This is a genomic window from Actinophytocola sp. (genome assembly GCF_050699935.1).
GTDB lineage: Bacteria > Actinomycetota > Actinomycetes > Mycobacteriales > Pseudonocardiaceae > Actinophytocola.
In genome coordinates, this window is the sequence record NZ_JBOHGB010000098.1 from 1 (window position 1) to 26,242 (window position 26,242).

21 protein-coding genes, 1 tRNA gene, 1 other RNA gene and 1 pseudogene are annotated in these 26,242 nt (G+C 70.2%); 12 read left to right on the forward strand and 12 right to left on the reverse strand.

Going from position 1 to position 26,242, the window contains the following annotated elements; translation table 11 throughout:
* Nucleotides 1–40: 40 nt before the first annotated feature.
* Nucleotides 41–193, forward strand: a pseudogene (locus ACRDTB_RS25885) (zinc ribbon domain-containing protein); the annotation flags it as partial.
* 544 nt (nucleotides 194–737) lie between these two features.
* On the opposite strand, the gene ssrA reads toward ACRDTB_RS25885, so the two are convergent.
* Nucleotides 738–1,111: a transfer-messenger RNA gene (ssrA, locus tag ACRDTB_RS25890) on the reverse strand.
* 202 nt (nucleotides 1,112–1,313) lie between these two features.
* Here ssrA and ACRDTB_RS25895 point away from each other — a divergent pair.
* The 3 genes from ACRDTB_RS25895 to ACRDTB_RS25905 all read left to right on the forward strand — a co-directional run bounded on the left by ACRDTB_RS25895 (nucleotide 1,314) and on the right by ACRDTB_RS25905 (nucleotide 3,885).
* Nucleotides 1,314–2,033, forward strand: a complete 720-nt coding sequence (locus tag ACRDTB_RS25895) for a sensor domain-containing protein (RefSeq protein WP_431434407.1) — start codon at nucleotides 1,314–1,316, stop codon at nucleotides 2,031–2,033.
* Between the two features lie 137 nt (nucleotides 2,034–2,170).
* Nucleotides 2,171–3,253: a sensor histidine kinase gene (locus tag ACRDTB_RS25900; protein WP_431434443.1), complete on the forward strand. Its 1,083-nt coding sequence runs from the start codon at nucleotides 2,171–2,173 to the stop codon at nucleotides 3,251–3,253.
* Nucleotides 3,241–3,885 carry a response regulator transcription factor gene (locus ACRDTB_RS25905; RefSeq protein ID WP_431434409.1) on the forward strand — a complete coding sequence of 215 codons (645 nt, stop codon included), beginning with the start codon at nucleotides 3,241–3,243 and terminating at the stop codon, nucleotides 3,883–3,885. Before ACRDTB_RS25900 ends, ACRDTB_RS25905 begins: the two co-directional genes overlap by 13 nt.
* 227 nt (nucleotides 3,886–4,112) lie before the next feature.
* Here the strand turns inward: ACRDTB_RS25905 and lon are convergent, their stop codons facing one another.
* Nucleotides 4,113–6,485, reverse strand: coding sequence for an endopeptidase La (lon, locus tag ACRDTB_RS25910; protein ID WP_431434411.1), 2,373 nt, complete (start codon nucleotides 6,483–6,485; stop codon nucleotides 4,113–4,115).
* 746 nt (nucleotides 6,486–7,231) lie between these two features.
* Here lon and ACRDTB_RS25915 point away from each other — a divergent pair.
* Complete coding sequence (locus ACRDTB_RS25915; protein WP_431434412.1) at nucleotides 7,232–7,630, forward strand: hypothetical protein; 399 nt, start codon at nucleotides 7,232–7,234, stop codon at nucleotides 7,628–7,630.
* On the opposite strand, the gene ACRDTB_RS25920 is transcribed toward ACRDTB_RS25915, so the two are convergent.
* The 7 genes from ACRDTB_RS25920 to ACRDTB_RS25950 all read right to left on the reverse strand — a co-directional run bounded on the left by ACRDTB_RS25920 (nucleotide 7,616) and on the right by ACRDTB_RS25950 (nucleotide 14,092).
* Nucleotides 7,616–8,497, reverse strand: coding sequence for an amidohydrolase family protein (locus ACRDTB_RS25920; protein ID WP_431434414.1), 882 nt, complete (start codon nucleotides 8,495–8,497; stop codon nucleotides 7,616–7,618). The genes ACRDTB_RS25915 and ACRDTB_RS25920 overlap by 15 nt on opposite strands.
* A gap of 10 nt (nucleotides 8,498–8,507) precedes the next feature.
* A complete protein-coding gene (gene smpB, locus ACRDTB_RS25925; protein ID WP_431434416.1) occupies nucleotides 8,508–8,984 on the reverse strand; it encodes an SsrA-binding protein SmpB in 477 nt (158 codons plus the stop codon).
* Nucleotides 8,985–9,015: 31 nt separating this feature from the next.
* Nucleotides 9,016–9,918: a permease-like cell division protein FtsX gene (gene ftsX, locus ACRDTB_RS25930; RefSeq protein ID WP_431434418.1), complete on the reverse strand. Its 903-nt coding sequence runs from the start codon at nucleotides 9,916–9,918 to the stop codon at nucleotides 9,016–9,018.
* Between the two features lie 41 nt (nucleotides 9,919–9,959).
* Nucleotides 9,960–10,649: a cell division ATP-binding protein FtsE gene (gene ftsE / locus ACRDTB_RS25935; protein ID WP_431434420.1), complete on the reverse strand. Its 690-nt coding sequence runs from the start codon at nucleotides 10,647–10,649 to the stop codon at nucleotides 9,960–9,962.
* A 122-nt stretch (nucleotides 10,650–10,771) separates the two neighbouring features.
* Nucleotides 10,772–11,875 carry a peptide chain release factor 2 gene (gene prfB, locus ACRDTB_RS25940; RefSeq protein WP_431434422.1) on the reverse strand — a complete coding sequence of 368 codons (1,104 nt, stop codon included), beginning with the start codon at nucleotides 11,873–11,875 and terminating at the stop codon, nucleotides 10,772–10,774.
* 49 nt (nucleotides 11,876–11,924) lie between these two features.
* The gene (locus ACRDTB_RS25945) at nucleotides 11,925–12,425 is read right to left on the reverse strand and encodes a PadR family transcriptional regulator (protein WP_431434423.1); all 501 of its coding nucleotides are present in this window, start codon (nucleotides 12,423–12,425) and stop codon (nucleotides 11,925–11,927) included.
* A 98-nt stretch (nucleotides 12,426–12,523) separates the two neighbouring features.
* Complete coding sequence (locus tag ACRDTB_RS25950) at nucleotides 12,524–14,092, reverse strand: FAD-binding oxidoreductase (RefSeq protein WP_431434425.1); 1,569 nt, start codon at nucleotides 14,090–14,092, stop codon at nucleotides 12,524–12,526.
* Between the two features lie 318 nt (nucleotides 14,093–14,410).
* On the opposite strand from ACRDTB_RS25950, the gene ACRDTB_RS25955 reads away from it, so the two are divergent.
* Nucleotides 14,411–14,487, forward strand: a tRNA-Met gene (locus tag ACRDTB_RS25955).
* A 318-nt stretch (nucleotides 14,488–14,805) separates the two neighbouring features.
* Entirely contained in the window at nucleotides 14,806–15,222 is a 417-nt protein-coding gene (locus tag ACRDTB_RS25960; protein ID WP_431434427.1) for a histone-like nucleoid-structuring protein Lsr2, read from the forward strand.
* A 256-nt stretch (nucleotides 15,223–15,478) separates the two neighbouring features.
* Here ACRDTB_RS25960 and ACRDTB_RS25965 read toward each other — a convergent pair whose 3' ends face one another.
* Entirely contained in the window at nucleotides 15,479–18,436 is a 2,958-nt protein-coding gene (locus ACRDTB_RS25965) for a UPF0182 family protein (RefSeq protein WP_431434428.1), read from the reverse strand.
* 145 nt (nucleotides 18,437–18,581) lie between these two features.
* Between ACRDTB_RS25965 and ACRDTB_RS25970 the strand changes: the two genes are divergently transcribed.
* On the forward strand, nucleotides 18,582–19,112 hold the full coding sequence (locus ACRDTB_RS25970) for a PPA1309 family protein (protein WP_431434430.1): 531 nt from the start codon (nucleotides 18,582–18,584) through the stop codon (nucleotides 19,110–19,112).
* A 12-nt stretch (nucleotides 19,113–19,124) separates the two neighbouring features.
* On the opposite strand, the gene ACRDTB_RS25975 is transcribed toward ACRDTB_RS25970, so the two are convergent.
* Nucleotides 19,125–20,249 carry a YlbL family protein gene (locus ACRDTB_RS25975; RefSeq protein ID WP_431434432.1) on the reverse strand — a complete coding sequence of 375 codons (1,125 nt, stop codon included), beginning with the start codon at nucleotides 20,247–20,249 and terminating at the stop codon, nucleotides 19,125–19,127.
* 80 nt (nucleotides 20,250–20,329) lie between these two features.
* Between ACRDTB_RS25975 and ACRDTB_RS25980 the strand changes: the two genes are divergently transcribed.
* Nucleotides 20,330–21,694: a zinc-dependent metalloprotease gene (locus ACRDTB_RS25980; RefSeq protein ID WP_431434433.1), complete on the forward strand. Its 1,365-nt coding sequence runs from the start codon at nucleotides 20,330–20,332 to the stop codon at nucleotides 21,692–21,694.
* 200 nt (nucleotides 21,695–21,894) lie between these two features.
* Here the strand turns inward: ACRDTB_RS25980 and ACRDTB_RS25985 are convergent, their stop codons facing one another.
* Nucleotides 21,895–22,422 (reverse strand): YgjP-like metallopeptidase domain-containing protein, encoded by a 528-nt coding sequence (locus tag ACRDTB_RS25985; protein ID WP_431434435.1) that lies wholly within the window; start codon nucleotides 22,420–22,422, stop codon nucleotides 21,895–21,897.
* A 123-nt stretch (nucleotides 22,423–22,545) separates the two neighbouring features.
* Between ACRDTB_RS25985 and ACRDTB_RS25990 the strand changes: the two genes are divergently transcribed.
* The 3 genes from ACRDTB_RS25990 to ACRDTB_RS26000 all read left to right on the forward strand — a co-directional run bounded on the left by ACRDTB_RS25990 (nucleotide 22,546) and on the right by ACRDTB_RS26000 (nucleotide 25,971).
* Complete coding sequence (locus ACRDTB_RS25990; RefSeq protein WP_431434436.1) at nucleotides 22,546–23,649, forward strand: TOMM precursor leader peptide-binding protein; 1,104 nt, start codon at nucleotides 22,546–22,548, stop codon at nucleotides 23,647–23,649.
* Entirely contained in the window at nucleotides 23,639–24,946 is a 1,308-nt protein-coding gene (locus ACRDTB_RS25995) for an ABC1 kinase family protein (protein ID WP_431434439.1), read from the forward strand. Before ACRDTB_RS25990 ends, ACRDTB_RS25995 begins: the two co-directional genes overlap by 11 nt.
* Nucleotides 24,947–25,044: 98 nt before the next feature.
* Nucleotides 25,045–25,971: a hypothetical protein gene (locus ACRDTB_RS26000; RefSeq protein ID WP_431434441.1), complete on the forward strand. Its 927-nt coding sequence runs from the start codon at nucleotides 25,045–25,047 to the stop codon at nucleotides 25,969–25,971.
* The last annotated feature ends 271 nt before the right edge of the window (nucleotides 25,972–26,242 follow it).

Below are 26,242 nucleotides of genomic sequence, written 5' to 3' on the forward strand. Positions count from 1 at the left end.
CCGCGCCGCGAACGCCTCCGACTACATCGCCTCCGGCAAACTGCGCTGCCCCCGCTGCGGCAAATCCATGATCGGCACCCGCGCCACCGGCAAGACCAAGACCTACCGCTACTACACCTGCTGGACCTACCAGCGCTACGGCACCGACGCCTGCGACATGCCCCGCCTCAACGCCGACCACCTGGACCAAGCCCTCCTCGACGCCACCGTCGAGTTCTACCGCACCGGGCACAGCCTCATCACCCAAGCCGTCGACGCCGCCCAACACGACCACCTCGCCGACCACCACACCCGCACCGACGAGCTGACCACCGTCACCACCGAACTCGCCACCGTCGCCACCAAGATCGACCGCTACCTCGACGCGTTCGAAGACGGCCGCCTCGACGGCGACGACGAAGACATCAAGGACCGACTCGCCCGGCTCCGCGCCACCCGCCAGCAACTCCGCGACCGCAAGACCGAACTCGAACACCTGATCGACCAACAGCCCACCGCGCCCGACACGGCCACCCTCGACAACCTCGCCCACCACATCGCCGAGATCGCCCGAACCGGTCACACCAACGACCAGAAGACCCTCATCGAATCACTCGTCGCACACGTCACCATCAGCGGAAACAACACCTTCGTGCCCGCCTTCCGCATCCCCCAACAAGCCACCACGGTCGGACACCACACAGGGGCCGAGCACGCCTCAGCAGGCCCGACCCCTGGTGTTCGTGTACCGACACATTTGGTGGAGGTGCCGGGAATCGAACCCGGGTCCTCTGCCGCCTTTCCAGGGCTTCTCCGTGCGCAGTTCACTGTGCCTCTACTCGGCCCCGCCGGTCACGTGAACAAGCCGGTGTGACGGGCCCAGCCGCTGTGAATGTCCCGCCGCAGGTCCGCGGCCGATCCGCGGCGGTAAGCCTCCTAGCTGATGCCGGCAAACCGGGTCGGAGGCGACCCCGGGCCGACAGACATCACGCTCGCTTAGGCAGCGAGGGCGACGTCGCGCTGGGAATTAACCTTGGCGCATATTGGTTTGCGGCGACGCTTGAGGTGGCCATCCGCCTGCACCTGCACGCTTCCCCTGAAGCAACGTCCAGAGTCGAAACCGTTCACCCCCTAGTCGTGGGTATGTCCTGTCAAGGATAACGCCCACCCGGCCGCGGATCATCCCGGTTCCGGTGACGAACGCGATGAAGGGCGCCGGAGCCAGGCCGGGGTAGGGCTAGCCCCACCCCGGACTCGGCGGCTCACCCCATGTCGTCCGTCTCCCCCGGAAGCCATGCTGGTAAATGCGACAGGAACCTCGAAGGAGACCAACGATGACCACCGAGCGTGATGGCACCCGGCCGGACCCTCCGCTGCTTCGTTCGCTCGCCTACCTGGTGATGAACCTGCCCATCGGCATCGCCTCGTTCGTCTTCGTCGTGACGACCGTGTCGGTGGGCCTGGGTACCGTCATCATCTGGGTCGGGCTCGCCGTCCTGGCCGTCGCCATACTCTCCTGGCGCGGGTTCGCGCAGTTCGAGCGGGCCCGGGTGCACGCCATGCTGGGCACCTACGTCGCGACGCCCTACCGGCCGCCGCCCAAGCAGGGCAAGCGCTGGGCCACTCGCGTCAAGGACCCGGCGACCTGGAAGGACCTGGTCTACTGCGTCCTGCTGCTGCCCATCGGCATCGCCGAGTTCACGCTGATGGTGACCTTCTGGGCGACGAGCCTGTGGCTGGTCACGATGCCGATCTACTGGACGTGGTTGCCGGACGCGTGGCGGCCGATCCTGTGGAACGACCACCCGCTGTTCGCGATCGACTCCTGGCCGGACACCCTCCTGTGGTGCGCACTCGGCGTGCTCGTGCTCGCCGTGGCGGTCGCGCTTACCAGGGTGCTCGGCACGTTGCACGCCCGCTTCGCCCGCGCCCTGCTCGGCCCGAGCGAGCGGCGCATCGACAAGCTGGAGCGGCTGTCCACCGCCGGCGCGATCGACTGGAGCTCCGAGTGGCCGCACACCACGAACACGATGTACCGGCCGGTGTCGAGGTGAGCAGCCCCGAGCCGGCGCCCCTCTACCTGGTGCCGGAGGAGTCGACCGGGGATGCTGTGCAGGTGGCATCCCCTCCGGCGGAGACCGAGCGGACCGGACCGACCCTGGTGGCGCGAGGCCTGCGCGCGGCCGCGTTCATGCTGGGCGGCTTCCCGATCAGCGTGGTCGCCTTCGTCCTCATCGTGACGCTGTTCTCGGTGGGCGTGACCACGCTGATCGTGTGGATCGGGCTCGGCATCGTGCTGGTGCTCACGAAGGTCGTCTCCGGCTTCGCCGCGGCGAACCGCTCGCTGATCCGCGGCACGCTGAAGGTCGACATCCCGACGCCGCGAATCGAGCAGGACCAGTCCGGCTCGTTCTGGCGGCGGTATCTGAACCGGTTGCTCGACCCGCAGATGTGGCGCAACATCACCTACCTGGTGCTGTCCTTCCCGCTGCACGTCTTCGAGTTCCCCCTGGCGATCATCGGCATCGTGCTGCTGCCGGTCGGCCTGTTCGTGCTGCCGGTGGTCGCGGCCCTGCACGTGCTGCTGGCCAAGGCACTGCTCGGGCCGAACACCACCGAGCAGCTCACCCAGAAGGCCGAGCACCTGCAGGCCTCGCGGGCACGCGGCGTCGACGCGGCCGAGGCCGAGCGCCGGCGCATCGAGCGCAACCTGCACGACGGCGCCCAGCAGCGGCTCGTGTCCGTGGCGATGGGCCTCGGCCGTGCGAAGTCCAAGATGGACAGTGACCCGGACGCCGTGCGTGAGCTGATCGACGAGGCGCACGCGGACGCGAAGCTCGCCGTCTCCGAGCTGCGTGACCTGGCCCGCGGGATCTACCCGGCGGTGCTCGGCGACCGTGGCCTGGACGCCGCGCTGTCCTCGCTGGCGGCGAAGTGCCCGATCCCGGTGGATGTGCGCGTGGCGATCGACCCGCGCCCGCCGGCCGCGGTGGAGAGCACGGCGTACTTCATCGTCGGCGAGTCGCTGACCAACATCGCCAAGCACTCCGGCGCGACGGCCGCGAAGGTCAACGCCTGGCGCGAGGAGCGGCCCACCGGCGACCTGGTGATCGTCGAGATCACCGACGACGGCCAGGGCGGCGCGTCGCTGCGTGCGGGTGGTGGGCTGTCCGGGCTGGCGGACCGGGCTGCCACGATTGACGGCGTGATGACCGTGGTGAGTCCTGTGGGGGGACCGACCGTGATCAGGGCCGACCTGCCATGCACGTGGTGATCGCGGAGGACTCCGTCCTGCTGCGTGCCGGGCTCCAGCGCCTGCTGGCCGACGAGGACATCGAGACCGTGGCGGCGGTCGAGGACGGGGCCGGGTTGCTGGTCGCGGTCAGCGAGCACCGTCCCGACCTGGCGATCGTCGACGTCCGCATGCCGCCGACCTTCACCGACGAGGGGCTGCGGGCCGCCTTGCGGGCGCGCGAGCAGCAGCCCGGGCTGCCGGTGCTGGTGCTGTCGCAGTACGTGGAGGAGCGCTACGCGGTGGAGCTCCTGTCCGGCGGCGCCGGTGGTGTCGGCTACCTGCTCAAGGAGCGGGTGGCCGACGTGGCGGAGTTCGTGGACGCGGTGCATCGTGTCGCCGGTGGCGGCACGGTCATCGACCAGGAGGTGATCGCGCAGCTCATGGCTCGTGGTCGACGAAACCCGATCGACGTGCTGACCCCGCGGGAGCGTGAGGTGCTCGGCCTGATGGCGCAGGGCCTGACGAACGTGGCCATCGCGAAGTCGCTGACGGTGTCGGACGGGGCGGTGGAGAAGCACGTCGGGAACATCTTCTCGAAGCTGGGCCTGGAGCCGAGCGCCGAGGAGCACCGGCGGGTGCGTGCGGTGCTGACGTTCCTCGAGCGAAACTGATCCCGACCGGCCAAGGACCGCGTTGGCCTCCGGCCCCCGGCTTCCACGATACCGGCGCGCACCGACATTTCCGGCGCCCCGCGGAATCCCCTGTGGACAACCCGGCGCGCGGGGGCCCCCCGCTTTCCAGTCTATTCGCCGGGACTGACAGAAACGGGGCCGTGCAAGGAGCCTGTGGACAAGGCGGCGCCCCCGCCGTGCGGGCGAGGGCGCCGTCGCGACAGGAGTCAGGCGGCGACGGACGTGGCCGAGGAGGCGGGCGCCAGCGCGACGTCCAGGACCTCGCGCACGTCGGTCGCCAGGTGGACGGTCAGCTCGTCGAGGACCGACTCCGGCACGTCCTCCAGGTCCGGCTCGTTGCGCTTGGGCAGCACGACCGTCGGGATGCCGGCCCGGTGCGCGGCGAGCAGCTTCTGCTTCACCCCGCCGATCGGCAGCACCCGGCCCGTCAGCGAGACCTCGCCGGTCATCGCCACGTCGGCGCGAACCGGGCGACCGGAGAGCAGCGACGCGAGCGCCGTCGTCATCGTGACGCCGGCCGACGGGCCGTCCTTCGGCACCGCGCCCGCCGGCACGTGGACGTGCACGCCCTGCGACGACAGCGAGCCGACCGGCACGCCCAGCACGTCGCCGTGCGAGCGCAGGTACGACAGCGCGATCTGCGCCGACTCCTTCATCACGTCGCCCAGCTGGCCGGTCAGCGTCACGCCGGTGGCCCCGGAGTCCGCGGACGCCACCGACGCCTCCACGAACAGGACGTCGCCGCCCGCGCCGGTCACCGCCAGGCCCGTCGCCACCCCGGGGACCGCCGTCCGCTCGGCCGACTCCGGCGTGTGCTTCGGCTGCCCGAGGTAGGAGCGCAGGTCCCCGATGTCGATCGACAGCGGCAGCTCGACCGAGCCGAGGGCCAGCCGTGCGGTGATCTTCCGCAGCACCCGCGCTATCGAGCGCTCCAGCTCACGCACCCCGGCCTCGCGGGTGTACTCCCCCGCCATCAGCCGCAGCGCGTCGTCGGACACCGACACCTCGTCGACCGCCAGGCCCGCCCGCTCCAGCTGGCGCGGCAGCAGGTGGTCGCGCGCGATCGTGACCTTCTCCTCCTCGGTGTACCCGTCCAGCCGGACCAGCTCCATCCGGTCCAGCAGCGGCGCCGGTATCGACTCGATCACGTTCGCCGTCGCCAGGAACACGACGTCGGACAGGTCCAGCTCGACCTCGAGGTAGTGGTCGCGGAACGTGTGGTTCTGCGCCGGGTCCAGCACCTCGAGCAGCGCCGCGGTCGGGTCGCCCCGGTAGTCCGCGCCGACCTTGTCGATCTCGTCCAGCAGCACGACCGGGTTCATCGAGCCGGCCTCGGAAACGGCCCGCACGATCCGGCCCGGCAGCGCGCCGACGTAGGTGCGCCGGTGCCCGCGGATCTCCGCCTCGTCGCGCACGCCACCGAGCGCCACCCGCACGAACTTGCGGCCCATCGCCCGTGCGACCGACTCACCCAGCGACGTCTTGCCGACTCCTGGCGGGCCCGCGAGCGCCAGCACGGCACCACTGCGCCGACCGCCGACGACGCCGAGGCCCCGCTCGTCGCGCCGCTTGCGCACGGCCAGGTACTCGATGATCCGGTCCTTCACGTCCGCCAGCCCGGAGTGGTCGGCGTCGAGGATCTCCCGCGCGCCCACGATGTCGTACGCGTCGTCGGTCCGCGTGTTCCACGGCATCTCGAGGACCGTGTCGAGCCAGGTGCGGATCCAGCCCACCTCGGGCGACTGCTCGGACGTCCGCTCCAGTTTGTCCACTTCGGACATAGCGGCCTCGTGGACCTTCTCCGGCAGCGCGGCGGCCTCGACCCGGGCCCGGTAGTCCTGCTCCTCCGACTCCGGCTTGCCGTCCAGCTCCGCGAGCTCCTTGCGGATCGCGGCCAGCTGCTGGCGCAGCAGGAACTCCCGCTGCTGACGCTCCATGCCCTCCTTGACGTCCTTGCGGATCGTCTCCGCGACGTCCAGCTCGGCCAGGTGCTCGCGACCCCACTCGAGCAGCTTCTCCAGGCGGAGGTCGACCTCGGGGGTCTCCAGCAGCCACACCTTCTGCTGCTCCGACAGGTACGGCGCGTACCCGGCGAGGTCGGCGAGCGCGGACGGGTCGTCCTCCTGCTGCACCGAGTCGACCACCTGCCACGCACCACGCTGCTGCAGCATGGTGATCATGAGCGTCTTGTACTCCTTCGCGAGCTCCCGCGCCCGCTCGGAGTCCGGTGGCACCTCCGCCACCTCGACCTGCACCCACAGCGCCGCGCCCGGCCCGGTCGTGCCGGAGCCGATGCGTACCCGCTCGGTGCCGCGCACGACGGCCGCGAGGTCACCGCCAGGCAGCCGCCCGACCTGCTCGACGACGCCGATCGCACCCACCCGGGCGTACTTGCCGTCCAGCCGCGGCACCATCACCACGCGCGGCTTCTCGCCCGACTCGGCGACCGCCTGCGCGGCCTCCACCGCGGCGCGGACGTCCGCCCCGTCGGTGCCGGCCATCCGGATCGGCACCACCATGCCCGGCAGCAGCACCGTGTCGTCCAGCGGGAGCACCGGGAGCGTCAGCGACTCTGCCATGAGACCACCTTCCAAAGTTGAGTCTGTACAGCTCAACCCAGATCGCGGTCCAGATGTTTCCGTCCGCCGTTCGCTCTGAGCGAGCCTGCCCAGCGCAGCCACCCGGTCACTGAACGCACTTGATTCAGTACATTTGGTTACTTGCGCTTTCAAAGGTGTCGCGAATCTGGGGAGTTGGGAATGCGCACACGTACGAACCAGCACTTGACCTTGCTGCACACCGCTCTGGTCGTTGTACTGCCAACCTTGACAGGTTGCGGGGCCGGCTTTGCCGTAGGTCCGGAAGACGGTCGATGCACCATCACGGTTGATCACGTGCACGAGTCGCGCGGTGCGCCAGGTCAGATAGGCGGCAAGGCCCTGCTTCGATGTGACGTAGAGGTGGCAGCTGCCCGGCTCGTGGTGCAGCTGGAACGGATCTTGGGAGCCGATCCGGGCCAACACGGCTGACACAGGTCGGTTCGCACCCCAGATCGGCGTCCTGGGCAGGAACAAGCCAGCGACACGACAGGTGTTCGTCGGCTGCGCCCCTGGCGTTTACCGGCTCGCGGCACGCGGGAGTGCCACGCTGGACGGCGTACCGAGCGAGTCCCCGGCCTGGGAGTACAGCCCTGCTACCAACGATCCCTGCGCGAAGGGTGGGCGATGACCGAGCACGTCGGACTGCCGGAGCCGTTTCTTGACCAGGACGGTTCCCCATTCCGCTCTGGCACATTCGCCACGAGGTGGTGGCTCGCGGCGGGACCATGGCCGGGTCGGAGTTGGACTGGGTCATCAGCCATCCAGATCCCGCACTGCCCGACATCAAGCTGACGATCTTTCCCGGCGGAGACGTGCTGATCGACGCCGGAGACGATCTCGCTCAGGACGTGTTCTGCACGACGGCCTGGCTGATCGGTCCGGCCGAGCATCCGTGGTCGCACGTGGAGGACGTGCTCGCGGGAATCCTGGCCGGCGGGTTCGAGCGGACGGTATGGCGAAACCGTGACGGCGAGATCGTCAACTGGGGTGTCGTGCTCACCGGCCCCTGGGTCGACGAGGCCGGTGGGAACCCACCGGCGGCCGAGCCGGCGGAAACCACCAAGCGCACCGTGGCCTGCCCCGCCTGGCCTCCGTCCACAGTGAACGACTCAGCCGGCGACTAGCCGGGCCGGGGTGTCGTGGAGGACGGCCCGCAGGAACGGCACGCCGAGCCGGTCGTCCTCGGCCCAGGAGGCGATCGCGTCCAGCTGGACGGCGTAGTCGTACGGGATGTTCGGGAAGTCGCTGCCCAGCGCCACCCGGTCCGCCACGCCGGCGAGCCGCGCGGTCCAGTCCGCCGGCAGCCGGCGATCGGCGGAGTTGAACGGCACGCCGACCATCGTGGTGTCCAGGTGCACCCTCGGGTAGCGCTCGACCAGGTCCAACGCCTCGGCGTGGTCCGGCGCTCCGGCGTGGGCGAGCACCGCGACCAGGCGTGGATGCCGGGCGAGCACCTGCTCGAACACGTCGAGCCCGGTGAACGGGCCCGCCGCCGGCCCGTTGCCGCAGTGCACGACGACCGGCACCCCGGCCTCGGCGAGCAGGCCCCACGCCGGGTCGAGCTCGGGCGATCGCGGATCGTACGCGCCGACCAGCACGTGCGCCTTCACGCACCGGGCGCCGGCCGCGAGCGCCTCGGCGAGGTAGTCGGCCACGCCCGGCTCCGGGTAGAGCGTCGCGGTCGGCACGGCGCCGGGAGTCCTGGCGGCGAAGTCGAGCACCCAGTCGTTCAGCCACGCCGCCATGCCCGGCTTGTGGGGGTAGACGAGCGGCGCGAACGTCCGCACGCCGAGCTCGCGGAGGATTCCCAGCCGCTCCGGCGCGGGCACCCGGTACCTGATCGGCCACTCCGTGCCGTACTCCTCCGGCGCCCGGTCGAAGAACTCCCACACCTTCCGCTGCACCGCGTCGGGCATGAAATGGACGTGCACGTCGACCAGGCCGGGCAGACCGAGCCCCGCCACGAAGCCCGGGACGTCAGCGTCCTTCACCGACCGTCCCTCACCAGCGGCCCTTGGCCGCCCGTCCGGCGGCCCGGGTCATCTCCCGCTCCGCGTCCCGCTTGGCCAGCGCCTGGCGCTTGTCGTAGGACTTCTTGCCCCGCGCCAGTGCGAGCTCGACCTTGACCTTGCCGTCCTTGAAGTACATCGACAGCGGGACCAGCGACAGGCCGCTCTCCCGGGTCTTGCCGATGAGCCGCAGGATCTCGCCCTTGTGCAGCAACAGCTTCCGGGTACGCCGCGGAGTGTGGTTGGTCCACGTGCCCATCGCGTACTCCGGGATGTGCAGGTTGCGCAGCCACACCTCGCCGCCGTCGACCGTGGCGAAGGAGTCCACAAGGGACGCCCGGCCCTCGCGCAGCGACTTCACCTCGGTGCCCATCAGCGCGATCCCGGCCTCGTAGGTGTCCAGGATCGTGTAGTCGTGCCGCGCCTTGCGGTTCGACACGATCACCTTGCGGCCACTTTCCCTGGACATGACGTCAACTCTACGTGGCCCGCGCACCCGCTTATTGCCGCACGTACAGCCGCAGCGTCACATAGCCGGTGATCGCGGAGATCCCGATCGCCGTGAGCACCAGCCACGGGGCGGTCAGCAGGATGTCCAGGCCGTCGATCGGTCTGACCACCCCCGCGGCGAAGGGTCCTTCGAGCACGCCGTCGAGGAACCACAGCTTCGCGCCGACGAGCAGCAGGATGGCCAGGATCGCACCGACGACGCCGGCGACCACCGCTTCCAGGAGGAACGGGAGCTGGGTATACCAGCGAGTGGCGCCGACCAGGCGCATGATGCCGACCTCCGTTCGCCTGGTGAACGCGGACACCTGCACCGTGTTGGAGATCAGCAGCAGCGCCGCGACGGCCTGGATGAGCGCGATCGCGAACGTGAGGTTCCGCACCCCGTTGAGCGCGTCGAAGAACCGTTGGAGGAACTCGCTCTGGTCGGCGATGGAGTCCACGCCAACCCGTCCGGAGTAGGTCTGGATGATCACTTCGGGCCGGTCGGGGTTGATCAGCTTGACGTTGAACGACGCCGGCAGCGCCTCCGGCCGCGCGAGCTTCACCAGCTCCGGCTGCGACTCGAAGATCTCCTTGAAGCGCTGGTAGGCCTGGTCGCGGTTCTCGTACTGGACCGACTCGATCGCCGGGTTGCTCTCCAGGTCCGAGCGCAGCGCCTTGCACGGGTCGGCCTGACAGCCCTTGTCGTTCGCGCTGATGTCGTTCGTCAGGTAGAGGTTGACCTCGAGCTTGTCCTCGTAGACCGCCTGGGTCTTGTCGATCATCCGCACGACCAGGAGGCCACCGCCCAGCAGGGCGAGCGAGATCATCGTCGTGAGGATCATCGCGACGGTCATCGTCACGTTGCGCCGGAGGCCGATCAGGACCTCGCTGAACACGAAGCTGGCACGCATCGGGGGAAGTAGTCCTCGTGGGGTCGGGGGCGAGCGGGAGCCTAACGGCCCACGCCGTATACACCGCGTGAGTCGTCTCGAACGACCCGCCCGAGGTCGAGCTCGACGACGCGGCGCCGCATCGAGTCGACGATCGAGTGGTCGTGCGTGGCCATCAGCACGGTCGTACCGGTGCGGTTGATCCGCTCCAGGAGCAGCATGATGTCCTGGCTGGTGTCGGGGTCCAGGTTTCCGGTCGGCTCGTCGGCCAGCAGCATCAGCGGCCGGTTGACGAACGCCCGCGCGATCGCCACCCGCTGCTGCTCACCACCGGAGAGCTCGTGCGGCATCCGGTTCGACTTGCCGTCCAGGCCGACCAGCTCCAGCACCTCGGGCACCACCTTGCGGATGGTGTTGCGGGGCTTGCCGATGACCTCCAGCGCGAACGCGACGTTCTCCGCGACCGTCTTGTTGACCAGCAGCCGGAAGTCCTGGAAGACGCAGCCGATGGACTGGCGCAGCCGGGGCACGCGACGCCGGGCCATGCGGGCCACGTCGAAGGTCGCCACGTAGACCCGACCCTTGGTCGGCACCTCCTCACGCAGGAGCAGCCGCAGGAAGGTCGACTTCCCCGACCCCGACGCGCCGATGAGGAAGACGAACTCACCCTTGTCCACCTCGACCGACACGTTCTCCAACGCGGGCCGCGTGGAGGTCTTGTACAACTTCGATACGTGTTCGAGCCGGATCACGAGGCGCGAGTCTACCTCCGCCCGTTACCGACCCGTTGCCTTGGCGTCCTCCAGCGACCAGTGGCACGTTCCGCGCGCTCAATGGCACGCTCCGTGATCGGCCGTCCGGCAGGGGTTTAGTGCTAGGCCGCCTGGGTGCGCCGCCACCGGATGCCGGCCTCGATGAAGCCGTCGATGTCGCCGTCGAGCACGTTGCCCGGGTTGCCCACCTCGTGGTCGGTCCGCAGGTCCTTGACCATCTGGTACGGGTGCAGCACGTAGGAGCGCATCTGGTTGCCCCAGCTCGAACCGCCGTCGCCCTTGAGCGCGTCCATCTCGGCCCGCTCCTCCTGGCGCTTGCGTTCGAGCAGCTTGGCCTGGAGCACGCGCATGGCCGCGGCGCGGTTCTGGATCTGCGACTTCTCGTTCTGGCAGGAGACCACGATGCCGGTCAGCAGGTGGGTGATGCGCACCGCGGAGTCGGTCGTGTTCACGCTCTGCCCACCCGGCCCCGAGGAGCGGAACACGTCGATCCGGATGTCCTTCTCCGGGATGTCGACGTGGTCGACGGCCTCGACGAACGGCAGCACCTCGACACCGGCGAACGAGGTCTGCCGGCGGCCCTGGTTGTCGAACGGCGAGATGCGCACGAGCCGGTGGGTGCCCTGCTCGACCGACAGCGTGCCGTACGCGTAGGGCGCGGTGACCTTGAACGTGGCCGACTTGATGCCGGCCTCCTCCGCGTAGGAGATGTCGTAGACCTCGACCGGGTAGCCGTGCCGCTCGGCCCAGCGTAGGTACATGCGCATCAGCATCTCGGCCCAGTCGGCGGCGTCCACGCCCCCGGCCTCCGAGCGGATGGTCACGAGCGCGTCCCGCTCGTCGTAGTCGCCGGACAGCAGTGTGCGCACCTCGAGGGAGGCGATCTCGGTACGCAGCCTCGTGCGCTCGTCGTCGGCCTCGGCCGTGTCCTCGGCCGAGCCCTCCTCCTCCGCGAGCTCGTAGAGCACGCTGAGGTCGTCGAGGCGCTGGCGCAGCTCCTCGACCCGGCGGAGCTCGCTCTGCTTGTGCGAGAGCTGGCTGGTCACCTGCTGCGCCGACTCCGGGTCGTCCCACAGGTCCGGCCGGGTCGCCTGCTGCTCGAGATCGGCGATCTGCGCGCGCAGGGCGCCCACGTCCGTCACCGCCTCGACTCCGGCGAGGGTGTCGGACAGGTCTTTGAGGTCAGCTGCGACGTCCGGGTTCACGACCAAAAAGCCTACGTGAACCCGGGCGCCGGCGTATCAGGAGACCAGGTCAGGAAGCCGGGATGGCGTCCAGCAGCTTGAGCACCGCGCGGGCGCGGGCGACCCCGAACTCCGCGACTGCCTTGGCATACGGGTCATCCGCCGACTTCACCGCCGCCTTCGCGGTGTCCTGCTCCTCGGCGTAGACCCTCTTGGCGGACTCGATCAGTGCCGAGCGCTGCCGGACGGTCAACGCGTTCGCGTGGACGAGGCGGAGGATCAGCGGGCTGCGGAGGTGATCCGGGCCGGGCTCGCTGGCGAGCCACTGCTTGAACGCCTTCTTGCCGGCTGCCGTCACCAGGTACTGCTGGCTGGAACGGGGACCTTGCTTGCCGAGGCGGACAAGGCCTGCGTCGGCCAGGGCCGGAAGCTCGCGGTAGACCTGGCTCCGCGTCACGCTGAAGAAGGAGCCGAATCGGTCGCGGGCGGCGGACACGAGCTGTCCACCGGTGGCCGGGCCGTCGTGCAGCAGGCCCAGGAGGGCTGCGGCGGTTGCATTCAGTTCAGACACATCTCCACCGTGCCACGAAGCCGCGCCGGTGTCCACAGTGGCCGGGCATCTGTCCACTGTGGCTGTTTCACACCCCGATGCCCAGGCGGGCCGTGCTTCTAGTCGAACAGTACGCCGGGATTGAGGATCCCCTGCGGATCCAGGGAGTTCTTCGCGGCGCGAAGGATATAGCCGAACGGCTCGGGTCGCTGAGCCTCGTACCAGGGCAAATGGTCTCGACCAACCGCGTGGTGGTGCGTTATGGAGGCGCCGAGACGCACCAGGATGTCGCTCGCCGCGGCCTTGATCTGGTCCCACGTCTGGACTTCCCCGCCGGCACGGGCGGGCGCGATAACTGTGAAATATGGCGCTACTCCATCCGGGTATACATGGGTGACGCGGGCCGTCAGGAGGCCCGGTTCGCCGCAGATCTCGGCCGTCGCGGCCCGCACGCCGGACCGGACCGAGTCGCACACGTCCGCCGCCACGTCCCACGTGCACGCGGTCTCGAACGTCTCCACGAGGACGCCCGAACGGACCAGTGCGTCCCGGACGTACGGCATTCGGAGGAACGCCGACCGCCAGTCGCCAACCGTGTCCTGAGTGGACCTGGCGTCGACGCTCCCGCCGTGATCGCGGGCGATCTCGAGCCCTCGTGCCAGTGCACCGTCCACAGGGTGGTCGGCGGACTCGAAGCCGAGGACCAGCACCGCACGACCGTCGGTACGCCCGGCGTTGACCGCCGCCTCGGCCTCGTCGAGCAGCCGGCAGTTGCTGGGATCCAGGCCGGACTGGGCGATCGCGCGCACAGCCTGCAACCCGGTGGCGAGGTCGCCGAACGAAACGGCACGGGATGCCTTGTGCGCCGGACGATCCTGCAGGCGCAACCAGGCCTGCGTGATCACACCGAGCGTGCCCTCGGAGCCGAGGAACAGCCGGTCCGGCGACGGTCCCGCCCCGGACGCCGGCAGCCGGCGGGTCTGGCTGGTCCCGCTCGGACTCACCACCCGCATCGCCTCGACGAAGTCGTCGATGTGCGTGTGGCGCATGGCGAAGTGGCCGCCGGCGCGGGTGGCGAGCCAGCCGCCGAGGGTGGAGAACTCGAAGCTCTGCGGGAAATGGCGCAGGGTGTAGCCGTACGGGGCGAGCTGGCTCTCCAGCACGGGACCGAGCGCGCCGGCCTGGATCAGCGCCGCGCGGGAGGTCCGGTCCACCTCGAGCACGCGGTCCATTCGGGTCAGGTCGAGCGAGAGCACCGCGTCGTGGGCGTTCCCGCGGTACTCCACGCCGCCGACGACCGAACTGCCGCCGCCGTACGGGATCACCGCGACGTTCGCGCCGCCGGCCCAGTCGAGGAGGTCGACGATCTGCGCCTCGGTTTCCGGGTACGCCACGACATCCGGCACCGCACCGAGGTCGCCGTGCAGCGCGCGGATCACGTCGCGGTATGCCTTGCCATACGTGTGCGCCGCCCGCACGTGCGGATGCACGGTACAAACGCCACCGACGGAGTCCGGCGGCCGCACCCGTGGCGCACGCAGGTCGAGATCCCCGACGCGCGGCACCGGCAGCTCGTCGGTGACCCAGTGCGGCGGCAACCGCGCGAGGAGCGCGGCGCGCTCCTCGCCGCCGACCGCGGCGTCCTCGAATCCCCAGCCCCACCATGATCGAACCCGTTCGCTGCGCACGCCGCCATGCTGCCCGACACCACCGACGGGCCCGAACGGGCATGCGGCGTTCCGCCCATTTCCGCAGACCGCGATTCCCCCGCGCGTGCCGATCAGGTCGGCCGCCAAACAAACCGCTCCGGGACCCTCGATGAACGAGCCGTGTGTCGAACGTGTCGACGACGTCACGGGCAGTACCGAAATTGCCGTCGGTGTGCGCCGGCGGCGGCGCCGCGAACCCTCGCCGAATTGCGCCAGCCCGTCCGGCAGGACCGCCGCCGGGGCAAGGTGGGGGGGGTGTGCGGGCCCGTCCGGGGCGGCGTATAGTTGGCACAGCAACGCGGGGTGGAGCAGCTCGGTAGCTCGCTGGGCTCATAACCCAGAGGTCGCAGGTTCGAATCCTGTCCCCGCTACCAGGCGAACGCCCCCTCGGAGATCCTTCGAGGGGGCGTTCGCCATTTCTGGCCGCGCCCAGCGTCGGCGGGCCGGGTAATGATCGTCACACTCGGCCACCTCAGCGGTTCGGACCATCCGCATTGGACGGTACGGACCAACTATTGGCTGGCACGTTCCGCCATGTCGCCGTAATGGCTAACGCTTTCGGCCCACGCCCCACGATGGGCTCACCTATTCGCGTCGCGTTTTCGGGTTGCGGGGAATATTTGCTACTGTTCGGTACAAAACCAACTGGTGTGCGCGATTCTCGTGCGCAGTGGTCCGCAGGGAGCGAGTGAATGGCACAGAAAGTCTTGGTACAGCTCGTCGATGACCTCGATGGGACGAGCTCGCAGGACGTCACGACCGTCCTCTTCGGCCTGGACGGGGTCTCCTACGAGATCGACCTGTCCGAGTCGAACGCCGAGCGGTTGCGCGAAAGCTTCGCCGAGTACGTCGACTCGGCCCGCCGGGTCGGCGGCCGGGTGAAGAGGGGCACGCGGCCCGCGGGCAGTAAGTCGGCCACCGCCAGCGAGGCCGGCCAGATCCGGGAGTGGGCGCAGGAGAACGGTTTCGAGCTCGCGGGCCGTGGCCGCATCCCCTCGCACGTCGTCGAGGCGTACAGGCAGGCGCAGGCCGACGGGAGGTCGAAGGGCAGGAACGTGGCTGCCGGGAAGGCTCCGGCGAAGCGGCGCAGCCGAGCGAAGAAGGGCTGACTGCCCGCTCGGTTCCCTCTCGTGCCCCGGCTCGAACCGAATGTCCACTGTAGATGTCCGGCTCCCTGGCCTGCTGTCGCCGGGTGCGAGAGAAAGGTGACCGGCCGTCGGCAGAGCCGGGTCTGTTTCGATTCAACCCGCGTGCGCTGACGCGCGCCCACAGTGCCGCCGCGCTCTCACCACTCCCCCCGATACAACGAGAGCGGCCCCCGTCGGGTAACGGGAGCCGCTCTCGTTGTTTTGTTCTACAACGGCATCAGCCGCCGCCGTTTCCACCGCCGTTGTCCGGTGGTGGCGCCGACGTGGTCTCTCCGCCGTTGCCGCCCGCGGCCTGCTGCGCCGCCTCGTACGCCCGCGCCGCGGCGTCGAGGTCAGCCAGCGCCTGCCCCTCGGCGGCGAAGTCGTTGCTCGCTCGCGCCTCCTTGAGCCTGCCGAGCGCGTCGGCGATGTCCTGGATCGCCTGGCTCATCTCGGGCGAGGCGCCACCACCGGTGTCGGGCGGTGTGGTTGTCGGTGCCTCGGACGTCGGCGGCTCCTCCTCGCCCGGCGGAGCCGTGCCACCGCCGGACCCCGCACCGAACACTTCGTCGAGCGCCTCGTCGACCGTCGGCGCGAACCCGACCTTGCCGCCGAAGTACACGAGGACGCGGGCCAGCTGCGGGAACGCGTTCTCATCCTTCTGCTCGATGTAGATCGGCTCGACGTACAGCAGCCCGTCGGCGACCGGCAGCGTCAGCAGGTTCCCGTATCTGACCGTGACGCTGGGGTTCTGGAACAACGTTCTGTTCTCGGTCACCTCGTCCGTCGTTCGGAACTCGTTCTGGACCTGTACCGGTCCCTTGGGTTGGTCCTCGGTCGGCAGTCTCAGCACCCGGAACTTGCCGTAGTCCTCCGGATCGGACGACACCGACACCCATGCGGCCAGGAACTGCCGGTTCAGCAACGTCATCGCGCTGGTGATCTGGAACGTCGGGTCGTCCTGCCCGGGCGCCTGAGCCAGCACGTAGTAGGGCGGCTGGTTCGGCGCGCTGGCGGCCGCGTCCTCCCCGGTCGGGTCCGGCGGCACGTCCCAGAACGTCTGGGTCGAGAAGAACTGTCCGGCGTTGTCCACGTGGTACTGGGACAGCAGCTCGCGCTGGACCTTGAAGAGGTCCTCCGGGTACCGCAGGTGCGCCCGCAGTTCGTCCGAGATCTCGCCGTGTTTCACGGTGCCCGGGAACACCTGTTCCCACGCCTTGAGGACCGGGTCCTGCTCGTCGATGGCGTGCAACGTCACCGTGCCGTCGAACGCGTCGACGGTGGCCTTGACGGAGTTCCGGATGTAGCTGATGGTCCGGTTGTCCTGTCGTGCCACGCCGCTCAGCGTGTCCGCGGTGGCCTCACCGAGCGGGGTCCGCTGCGAGTACGGGTAGTTCTCGAGCGTGGTGTAACCGTCCAAGATCCACTGGATCCGCCCGTCGACGACAGCCGGGTACGGGTCGCCATCAACCGTCAACCATGGCGCGACCTTCTTCACTCGCTCGCGCGGATCACGGTTGTACATGATCTTCGAGCCCTCGCCGATGTCGCCGTTGAAGAGGATGTTGCGCTCGCCGTAGTGGGCGAAGAAGACGAACCGGTTGAGCCAGCCGTCGACCGGGACGCCGCCCTTGCCCTGGTAGTGGTAGTTCTGGTCCCGCGCGGTGTCGAACTCGCCGCGCGCGTTGACGATGGCGTAGTCGGTGGCCAGCTCGCCGTAGTAGATGCGCGGCTCCCGGACGGGGATGTCCATCTCGGTGCCGGCCTCGATCGCGTCCAGGTCGCTCACGGTGAAGACCGGGTAGCCACCCTCACCGCTCGACTCGCCCTCCGCCAGCGCGCGGTTGATCTTGTTGGCCGGCGCCGCGACGAAGCCGTTGCCGTGGGTGTAGACGAGGTGCCTGTTGATCCAGGACGTCTGGTTGTCCACCAGGCGGTTCGGGTCGAGCTCGCGCGCCGCGACCACGAAGTCCTGCACCTTGCCGTCGACGGGGTAACGGTCGACGTCGAGCTTCTCCGGGAAGCCGTAGAAGTTTTCGCCGCCCTCGCGCTGGGTGAAGGTGCGGGACAGGATGCTCGGGTCGAGCAGTCGGATGTTGGGGATCGTGCCCTCGTCCGCGCGGATGTCCTCCGGCTCGGCCTGGGTGACCCCGGCGTAGTCGATGCTCTCCACCTTGTCGTCGGTGATCCCGAAGGCGGTCTTCGTGGCGGTGAGGTTCCGCTCGATGGACTTGGCCTCCTTCTCCGCGGCGTTCGGCTTGACGGAGAACTGCTCGAGCACGGCCGGCCAGGCCCAGCCGACCAGGATGCTGGACAGGATCAGCAGCACGATCGCGATCGACGGCAGCTGCAGGTTGCGCACGAACGCGCCGACGAAGAACGCCACCGCGCAGAAGGCGGCGATGAACATCAGGATGAGCTTGGCCGGCAGCACCGCGTTGAGGTCGGTGTAGGTGGCGCCGTCGAACAGCTCGTTGCGCGTGGAGAAGAGCAGCTCGTAGCGGTCGAAGTAGTAGTCGATCGCGAGGATCACGACGAACACGCCCGCGGTGACCGACAGCTGCACGCGAGCCGGCACGGAGAAGTTCTCGCCCTTCGGACCCAACCGGATGCCGCCGAACACGTAGTGGGTGATGACGGCGCCGATCAGCGCGATGATCACGGCGACGTACAGCCAGGTGGTGAGCCAGCTGATGAACGGCAGGGTGAAAGCGTAGAAGCCGATGTCCTTGCCGAACTCGGGGTCCGTGGTGCCGAAGGACGTGCCGTTGAGCATCAGCTGCACCGGCTGCCAGTCCGACTGGCCGGTGGCGCCGGCGATGAGCCCGACCACGAGCGGGATGCCGATGCCGAACAGCCGCACGCGCTGCACGATCGTCGAGCGGTACCGGGCGAGCGGATCGTCCGCGCCGGAGACCGGTACGAACACCGGCCGGCTGCGGTACGCGATCGCCAGGCTCACCGCCAGTAGACCGCCCACGAGCAGGGCTATCGCGAAGAACAGGATGATCCGGGTGACGAGGACCGTGGTGAACACGGACCGGAAGTCCACCTCGCCGAACCACAACCAGTCGACATACGTGTCGAGCAGCCTCGCTCCGACGAGCAACACGAGGATGAGGACTCCCGCGATGCTGAGCAGAATCTTGGCGCGTCGGGAAAGTTTTGGCATCCCGATCGGGGGCCGAGTGGCCACGGTGCACTCTCCTGGATCGCGTTCGTCTACATCCCGTGCCGAACAGCCGAAGGCTGTCCTAGATGTCCAACTCTATTCGGGGGTCATCTGGTTCCCGCTCGGGGTCGAAATAGTGGGCCGGGAGCATGGGGCGAGGATGGTGGGCATGCCCGCCAGCCACGCCAAGCACCTGGCCGCCGTCGCCCGCGAGGTCGAGGACTTCGTCTCGACCGCGGGCTGGGACCAGCCGCCCCAGCTGTTCGCCCTCGTCCCGACGGCCGAGCTGGTCGAGCGCCAGCCCGAGCTGGCGGGCCAGGTCGACTCGGCTGCACCGCTGACTCCGGTCGCTCAGGAGGCGCTGCCGAGCGAGGACCTCGCCGAGGCGCTGGCCGGCATCATGTGGCCGGACGCCGTGCACGGCTGCGCGCTCGCCCAAGAGATCGTGGTGCTGCCGCCGGAGGCCGAGGCGACCCTGCCGACCGGCGACTCCACCGGCGACTCGGCCGCGAGGCGCCGGATCGCGGCCGAGCACCCGGCGCGGCGGGAGGCTCGCCTGGTGGCCGCGGTCCTGCGCGACGGCACGGCGGCGTGCGTGCTGCGGCTGCGTGGCGAGGGCGGGGACGACGACACCGACCTCGTCGAGCACCCGGAGCTCGCTCCGAACCTCACCGACGCGCTGCTGACGACGCTGCGCTGACGACGTGCCTGGTCAGCAGATGGGCGGGGTCCGGCCCGCCTCGAGATCCTCGAGCGCCTTGACGGCCGAGTCGAGCGTGTCGACCTTCACCAGAGCCAGCCCGTCGGGGACGTTGGACTTCGCCTCGGCGCAGTTGCCCGCGGGCACGAGGAATGCCTCGGCGCCGGCGTCGCGGGCGGCGACGAGCTTGAACGAGATGCCGCCGATGAGGCCGATGTTGCCCTTGACATCGATCTCGCCGGTGCCGGCCACGGTCCGGCCGCCCTCGAGCTCGCCGGGGGTCAGCTTGTCCACGATGGCAAGCGCGAAGATCAGGCCCGCGGACGGGCCGCCGACGTCCTCGAGGTGGATGGTCGTCTGGAAGTCCACGTCCGCGCGGTCGATCGGCAGCAGGCCGAGGAAGCCCTCCTTGCGGTCGTCCGAGCCGTAGTCGGACGCGTTGCCCAGCTCGATGGACCTGGTCTGCCTGGGCTGGTCCTCGTGCTGGAAGGTGATCTCCACCCGCTGGCCCGGCCTGGTGTTCTTCAGCGCCTCCCGGACGTCCTCCTGCACCTCGACCGGCCTGCCGTTGACCTCGTAGAGCCGGTCGCCGGGCTCGAGGACCTCGTCGGCGGGCGCGCCGCGGGTGATCTCCTGCGCGACGACCTTCACCGGGTAGTCCAGGTACCGCAGGGCCGCCACCTCGGCGTCGCTCTGCGAGTCCTGGAACATCTTCTTGTTCTCCCGCTGCAGGTCGTCCTCGGTCTGCCCGGGCCCGAAGTACTCGTCGCGCGGCATGAGCGCGTGCCGGCCGCTGACCCACAGGCCCAGCGCCCCGAACAGGCTGACGTCGTCGCTGATGGAGACCGTGGTCATGCGCAGCTGGCCGCTGGTCTCGTACGTCTTCTCCCCCTCGACCTCGACCACGACCTGTTCGTCCACGGTGCCGAGCGTGTCGTAGGTGGGGCCGGGGCCGATCGAGACGTACGGCACCCGCACGAGCCCGCCGAGCAACCCGAGGACCGCGGCGATCGCGAAGCTGACCACGATGGTCCAGCCGCGCCTGGTCAGCCTCCTGGGCGCGGCCGGCTCGTGGTCGAGGTCCGCGGGGGGCGCGGGGTCGCCCTGGGTCAGTTGTTCGCTCGCACGCTCGCTCACGACCTCAGAGGGTACGGCGTGTTCTCACCGAGCGAATCACCGCTCGCCGTACGCTGCTCGGCCCCGCGTACCGTGGACACATGACCGAGTTTCCCTTTGGCTTCGGGCCGTCGAACCCGGACGATCCCGACCGGGACAAGAAGGACCCTGCCGAGCAGGGCGGCGGGCAGCAGGATCCGGCCGAGGCGTTCAACCAGCTCGGCCAGATGCTCAGCCAGCTCGGCCAGATGCTCAGCCAGGCCGGCAGCTCCTCGGGTCCGGTCAACTACGACCTCGCCAAGCAGATCGCGTTGCAGAAACTGTCCGGACAACCCGGCTTCGGACCGCCCGCCGACTCGGTGAGCGCGGTCAACGACGCGGTGCACCTCGCGGAGCTGTGGCTCGACCCGGCGACGACCCTGCCGGCGGGTGCCACGACCTCGCGGTCGTGGACCGCCCGCGACTGGGTGGAGCACACGCTGCCGACCTGGCAGCGGCTGTGCGATCCGGTGGCGCGGCGGGTGTCCGGCGCGTGGGTCGAGGCGCTCCCGGCCGAGGCCAAGCAGGCGGCGGGGCCACTGCTGTCGATGGTCGGGCAGATGGGCGGCATGGCGTTCGGCTCGCAGCTCGGCAACGCGCTCGCGCAGCTCGCTTCCGAGGTGCTGACCTCGACCGACATCGGACTGCCGCTCGGCCCGCCGAACACCGCGGCGCTGGTGCCGGCGAACATCGAGGAGTTCACCAAGGGCCTGGAGCGGCCGAGCAGCGAGGTGATGGTGTTCCTCGCCGCGCGCGAGGCCGCCCACCAGCGACTGTTCGCGCACGTTCCATGGCTGCGGCATCGGCTGCTGGCCACGGTCGAGGAGTTCGCGAGCGGCATCCGCGTGGACACCTCCGCGCTCGAGCAGCTGGCCACGCAGGTGGATCCGGCCAATCCGGCTTCCATCGAGGAGGCGATGCGCTCGGGCATGCTCGAGCCGCAGACCACACCGGAGCAGCAGGCCGCGCTGGCCCGGCTGGAGACGCTGCTCGCGCTGGTCGAGGGCTGGGTCGACGTGGTCGTCGGCGACGCGACCGCCGAGCGGCTGCCGGGCTCCGACGCGATGCGCGAGACGCTGCGCCGGCGCCGGGCCAGCGGTGGGCCGGCAGAGCAGACGTTCGCCACGCTGGTCGGCCTGGAGCTGCGGCCGCGCCGGCTGCGGGCCGCGGCCGCGCTGTGGCGTCTGGTCGGCGACCGGCACGGCCTCGACGTACGCGACGACGTGTGGGCGCACCCCGACCTGGTGCCGACCGCGGAGGACCTCGACGAGCCGATGGACTTCGCCGACCGCCTCGGCAAGCCGGATGCGGAAGGCAACCCGATCGACGACCCCATCGCCGCCATCGAGCGCACCGAGCAGGCCGAACGCACCGACCGCCCGAACCCCACCGACTCCGACGACAAGGACAACCCCAACGACACCTGAACCCGCGAGTCCCCCGTTCCCGCACGCGAGTCGCCGCTTCCGGACTCGCGAGTCAACGGTCCAGATCCGCGAGTCCAACGCACCAGGCCGGCGAGTCGAACGCCCCGGGTACGCGAGTTCAACCCTCCGAACCGCCGAGTCCGACGCACGAAAACAGCCCCGGCCAGTGCGGCTCGCCCGACCGGGACCGTGTCGCGTGCTCAGTCCTCCGCCGTGATCCCCCAGCCAGCCGCCGCGGACAGTCCCTCCAGGTAGCCGATGGCGCGGTCGGTGCGCGGGTAGTCGCGTACGAGGTCCCAGAACCGGGTGTTGTGCGCCGGCACCAGCAGGTGGGCGAGCTCGTGAACGAGCACGTAGTCGAGCACCCAGCCCGGCACGTTGCGCAGGTGCTCGCTGACCCGGATGGACCCGTCGGACGGCGTGCACGACGCCCACCGGGTTCGCATCGGCGCGACCCAGCGCACGCTGGCCGGCTCCGCTCGGCCGTCCAGATGCTTGACAGACAGCTCCCAGCACCGCCGCAGCAGCGTGGCGTCGGACGTCCGGGCGGGTGGGCGGCGGGTCTCGCCGCGTAGCAGCTTGCGCTGCATCTCGGCGACCCAGTGCGCCTCCTCGGCCTTCGACAGCCGAGCGGGGATCAACACAACCAGCGTGTCGCCTTCGCGATACGCGGTGACGGTACGGGTGCGGCGCTTGCTTCGACGCACCTCGACGCGGGGTTCGGCCACGGATGCAACGTTACGACCAAGCACCGACAGAACGGGAGCACTGACCTTGGCGAAAAGGCGGCGACCTGGGCGGCCTGTGGATAACGATTTCGTCGCCGGGTGATCGTCGGGAAGCCTGGGAGCATGGACCCGACGCTCCCTCGGCGGCCTCGCGTCGCCGGTGACCTGGCGGTTCTTCGCCGCCGCCCCGACGAGATCCAGATCGGCCTCGACCCGCGCCTGGCGGCGGTCGCCTCCGGCCTCCCCGAGCCGGTGGTCGCCGCTGTCGCACGGCTCACGGGCCGACAGCGCGCCGAGGACGTCCTGGCCGGGGCCGGCGAGCACCGAGAGGCCATGGGTGAGCTCCTGGCCGCACTGACCGCTCGAGGCCTGGTCGACGACGCCGCGCGGCAGGCCGGGCCGCTGCCGGGCCGGCTCGCGGGCGACGTCTCCGCCGCGGCGGTACGTGGCACGGTCGAGGTGGGCCGGCCGGACAGCCCGGCCGCGCGGCGCGGGCTCGCGGTGTCCGTGCACGGCGACGGCAGGCTGGCGGTCTCGGTCGCGGCGCTGCTCGCGTCCGTGGGCGTCGGCTGGGTGCACGTCCGGGCCGGCGGCACCGTGCGCCCGGAGGACACGGGCACCGGCTACCTCGCCGACGACGTCGGGCGGCGGCGCGCCGCGGCGGCCCGGGAGGCGGTCCGCCGGGCGGACGCGACGGTTCGGACCGGCCCGTTCCGCGTGGATCGCGGGCCTGACCTCGTGCTGCTGACCGACGCGGTGGTGCCCGAGCCGTCCCGGGTCGCGGCCCTGACCTCGGCGGGCGTGCCGCACCTGTCCGTGCGACTGCGGGACGGTACCGGCATCGTGGGCCCGCTCGTGGTGCCCGGTCTGACCAGCTGCCTGCGCTGCGCCGACCTGCAGCGCTGCGACCGGGACGAGTGCTGGCCGCAGCTCGCCGCGCAGCTCGCCGGCAAGGTCCAGCAGGCCGACCTGGCGAGCACGCAGGCGACGGCGGCGTTCGCGGTAGGCCAGGCGCTCGCCGCCACGCGCTGGCTGAAGGGCTCGTCCGGACCGCCGGCGACCTGTAACGCCACCGTCGAGCTGGACGTTTACTCAACTGACGTCAGGCACCGAGCCTGGCCCGCACACCCAGCGTGTGCGTGTGGTGCCGCGGTGCGCTGCGCCAATCTTGCTGCGGACTCGATCGAGAAGTTGAGACAATCAAGACGTGACGGAGATGCCTCGTAACACGGCGGCACGTACTGCGCGGCTCGCCAGCATCCCGCTCGGAGTGGCCGGGCGGGCGGTCGGCGGCTGGGGTCGACGCCTGGTCGGGCACAACGCCGAGCAGGTGAGCGCCGAACTCTCGGCGAAGACCGCGGAGCAGCTGTTCGCCGTGCTCGGACAGCTCAAGGGCGGCGCGATGAAGTTCGGCCAGGCGCTGTCGGTGTTCGAGGCGGCCGTGCCGAGCGAGATGGCCGAGCCCTACCGCGAGGCGCTCACGAAGCTGCAGGCCGCGGCCCCGCCGATGAGCAGTCAGACCATGCACCGCGTGCTCGCCGAGCAGCTCGGCCGGTCGTGGCGCGAGCGGTTCGCCTCGTTCGACGACACCCCGGCTGCCGCCGCGAGCATCGGTCAGGTGCACCGCGCGGTGTGGCACGACGGGCGCCGGGTCGCGGTGAAGGTGCAGTACCCGGGTGCCGACCAGGCGCTGATGTCCGACCTGCGGCAGCTGCAGCGGTTCAGCCGGCTGTTCCAGGTGCTGGTGCCGGGGACCGAGGTCAAGCCGCTGCTCCAGGAGCTGACCGACCGGATGAGCGAGGAGCTCGACTACCGGGCGGAGGCGGCGAGCCAGCGCACGTTCGCGAAGGAGTTCGCCGGCGACCCGCACGTGATCGTTCCACGAGTAGTCGCGAGCGCACCGAAGGTGCTGGTCAGCGAGTGGGTGGACGGCCGGCCGCTGGCGTCGATCATCCGCGACGGCACAAAGGCCGAGCGCGACGGGGCGGGGCTGCTGCTCTCGGAGTTCCACTACTCCTCACCCGCGCGCGTCGGCTTGCTGCACTCGGACCCTCACCCGGGCAACTTCATGATCACCGAGGACGGCCACCTGGCCGTGATCGACTTCGGCGCGGTGGCGCAGCTGCCCGGCGGCCTGCCGGCCGTGCACGGCCGGATGATGCGGCTCGCTCTCGAAGGCCGGTCCTGTGACCTGCTGGAACTGCTGCGCAAGGAGCAGTTCGTGCTGCCGGGCGCGCACGAGCCGGAGGCCGACCACGTGTACGCGTACCTGGCGCCGTTCGTGGAGCCGCTGCGGACGGAGACGTTCCATTTCACGCGCCGGTGGATGCAGCTGCAGGCGATGCGGGTGGGCGACGTGCGCAGCCAGGACTTCCGCACGGGGCGCTCGCTGAACCTGCCGCCGCAGTACCTGCTGCTGCACCGGGTGCTGGGTGGCTCGACGGGCATCCTCTGCCAGCTGGACGCGGAGATCCCGGTACGCGATCTCATCAACCGCTGGCAGCCCGGTTTCACCACGTCATAACCGGTGGCGCGGTGCGAACGGTCCATTCGCACCGCCGAGTTGTCCACAGGCCGGGCCTGCTCCTTGGCCCCACCACCGCCCGCGACGAAGATCGAGTCATGACCCGATCCGCCACGGCTCCAGCCCTCCCCGACCCGCACCGGACCGCGCTCGACGGCGTCGTCCGCGTGTCCGATCTCCGCGCCGCGGGCATGTCCAACCACGCGCTCGCGGCCCGCTGCCGGCCGTCCGGACCGTGGCAACGGGTCCTGCCGGGGGTCGTGTTGCTGTCGAACGCGCCCCCGACGCGGCGCCAGCGTGTACGCGCGGCGCTGCTCTACACGGGGCCGGACGCCGTGCTGACCGGCGTCGACGCGATGCGTGCCCACGGCCTGGCGCCACCTGAGTCGGACGAGGTGTTGGTACTGATCCCGTCGGCGCGCCGGCAGACGAGCCGTGCGTATCTCACGGTGGAGCGGACCACGCGCATGCCGCCGTCGGTGCGGCGCGCTGGCTTGCCGGTGGCGCCGCTGGCGCGCGCGATCGCGGACGCGGCCCGCCACGAGCGAGACCGCGGCCGCCTGGCCGCGCTCGTGCTGGCGCCCGTGGAGGCGGGCGCCTGCACGGTCGCCGACCTGCGGGTGGAGCTGAACCGCGGCAACCAGCGGGGCACGGCCGCGGTGCGCTCGCTGCTGGCCGGCCGCGAGCACGAGGTGGTCCCCGTGACCCACGGCCTGGCCAGGCGGGTGCTGCGCCAGGCGCCGCTGCCCCCGCCCCGCTGGCAGGCGGATCTACACGCCCGTGACGGCACTGTCCTCGGCACGGCCGACGCGTGGTGGCCGGAGGCCGGCCTGGCCTGGAGCCTCGGCACCCAGCAGTACCCACTCCCCCGTGACCACGCGACGACATCGGCGCTGGCGGAGCTGGGCATCACGGTCCTGCATACGGACCCTGCCCACCTACACACCGACCCGGACACCGTGATCGCCGAACTCGCCGCGGCGTTCACCTACGCCACCACAAACCCCCACCACAACCGCCGATGACCACCCCTCCGACCGGCCGACGCCGTACCGCCCGCCAGCCGATGAACGCGTACGCAACCGACCCATCAGCCAGCCCAGGACGCCCACAACGACGTCATCCGACCCAACCCACAGATGGCCAGAGCCCTAATGCACGACCGTCACCAGGACTGTTTCAAGATCGGTGTTTCTGGCCCGACACGCCGGGCTGAGGTCCGGCGGGATGGGCACTGAGAGTGATGACATCGGACCTTGTGAGTCCACGTAAGAGTGACAAGTCCGGGCGGCAGCT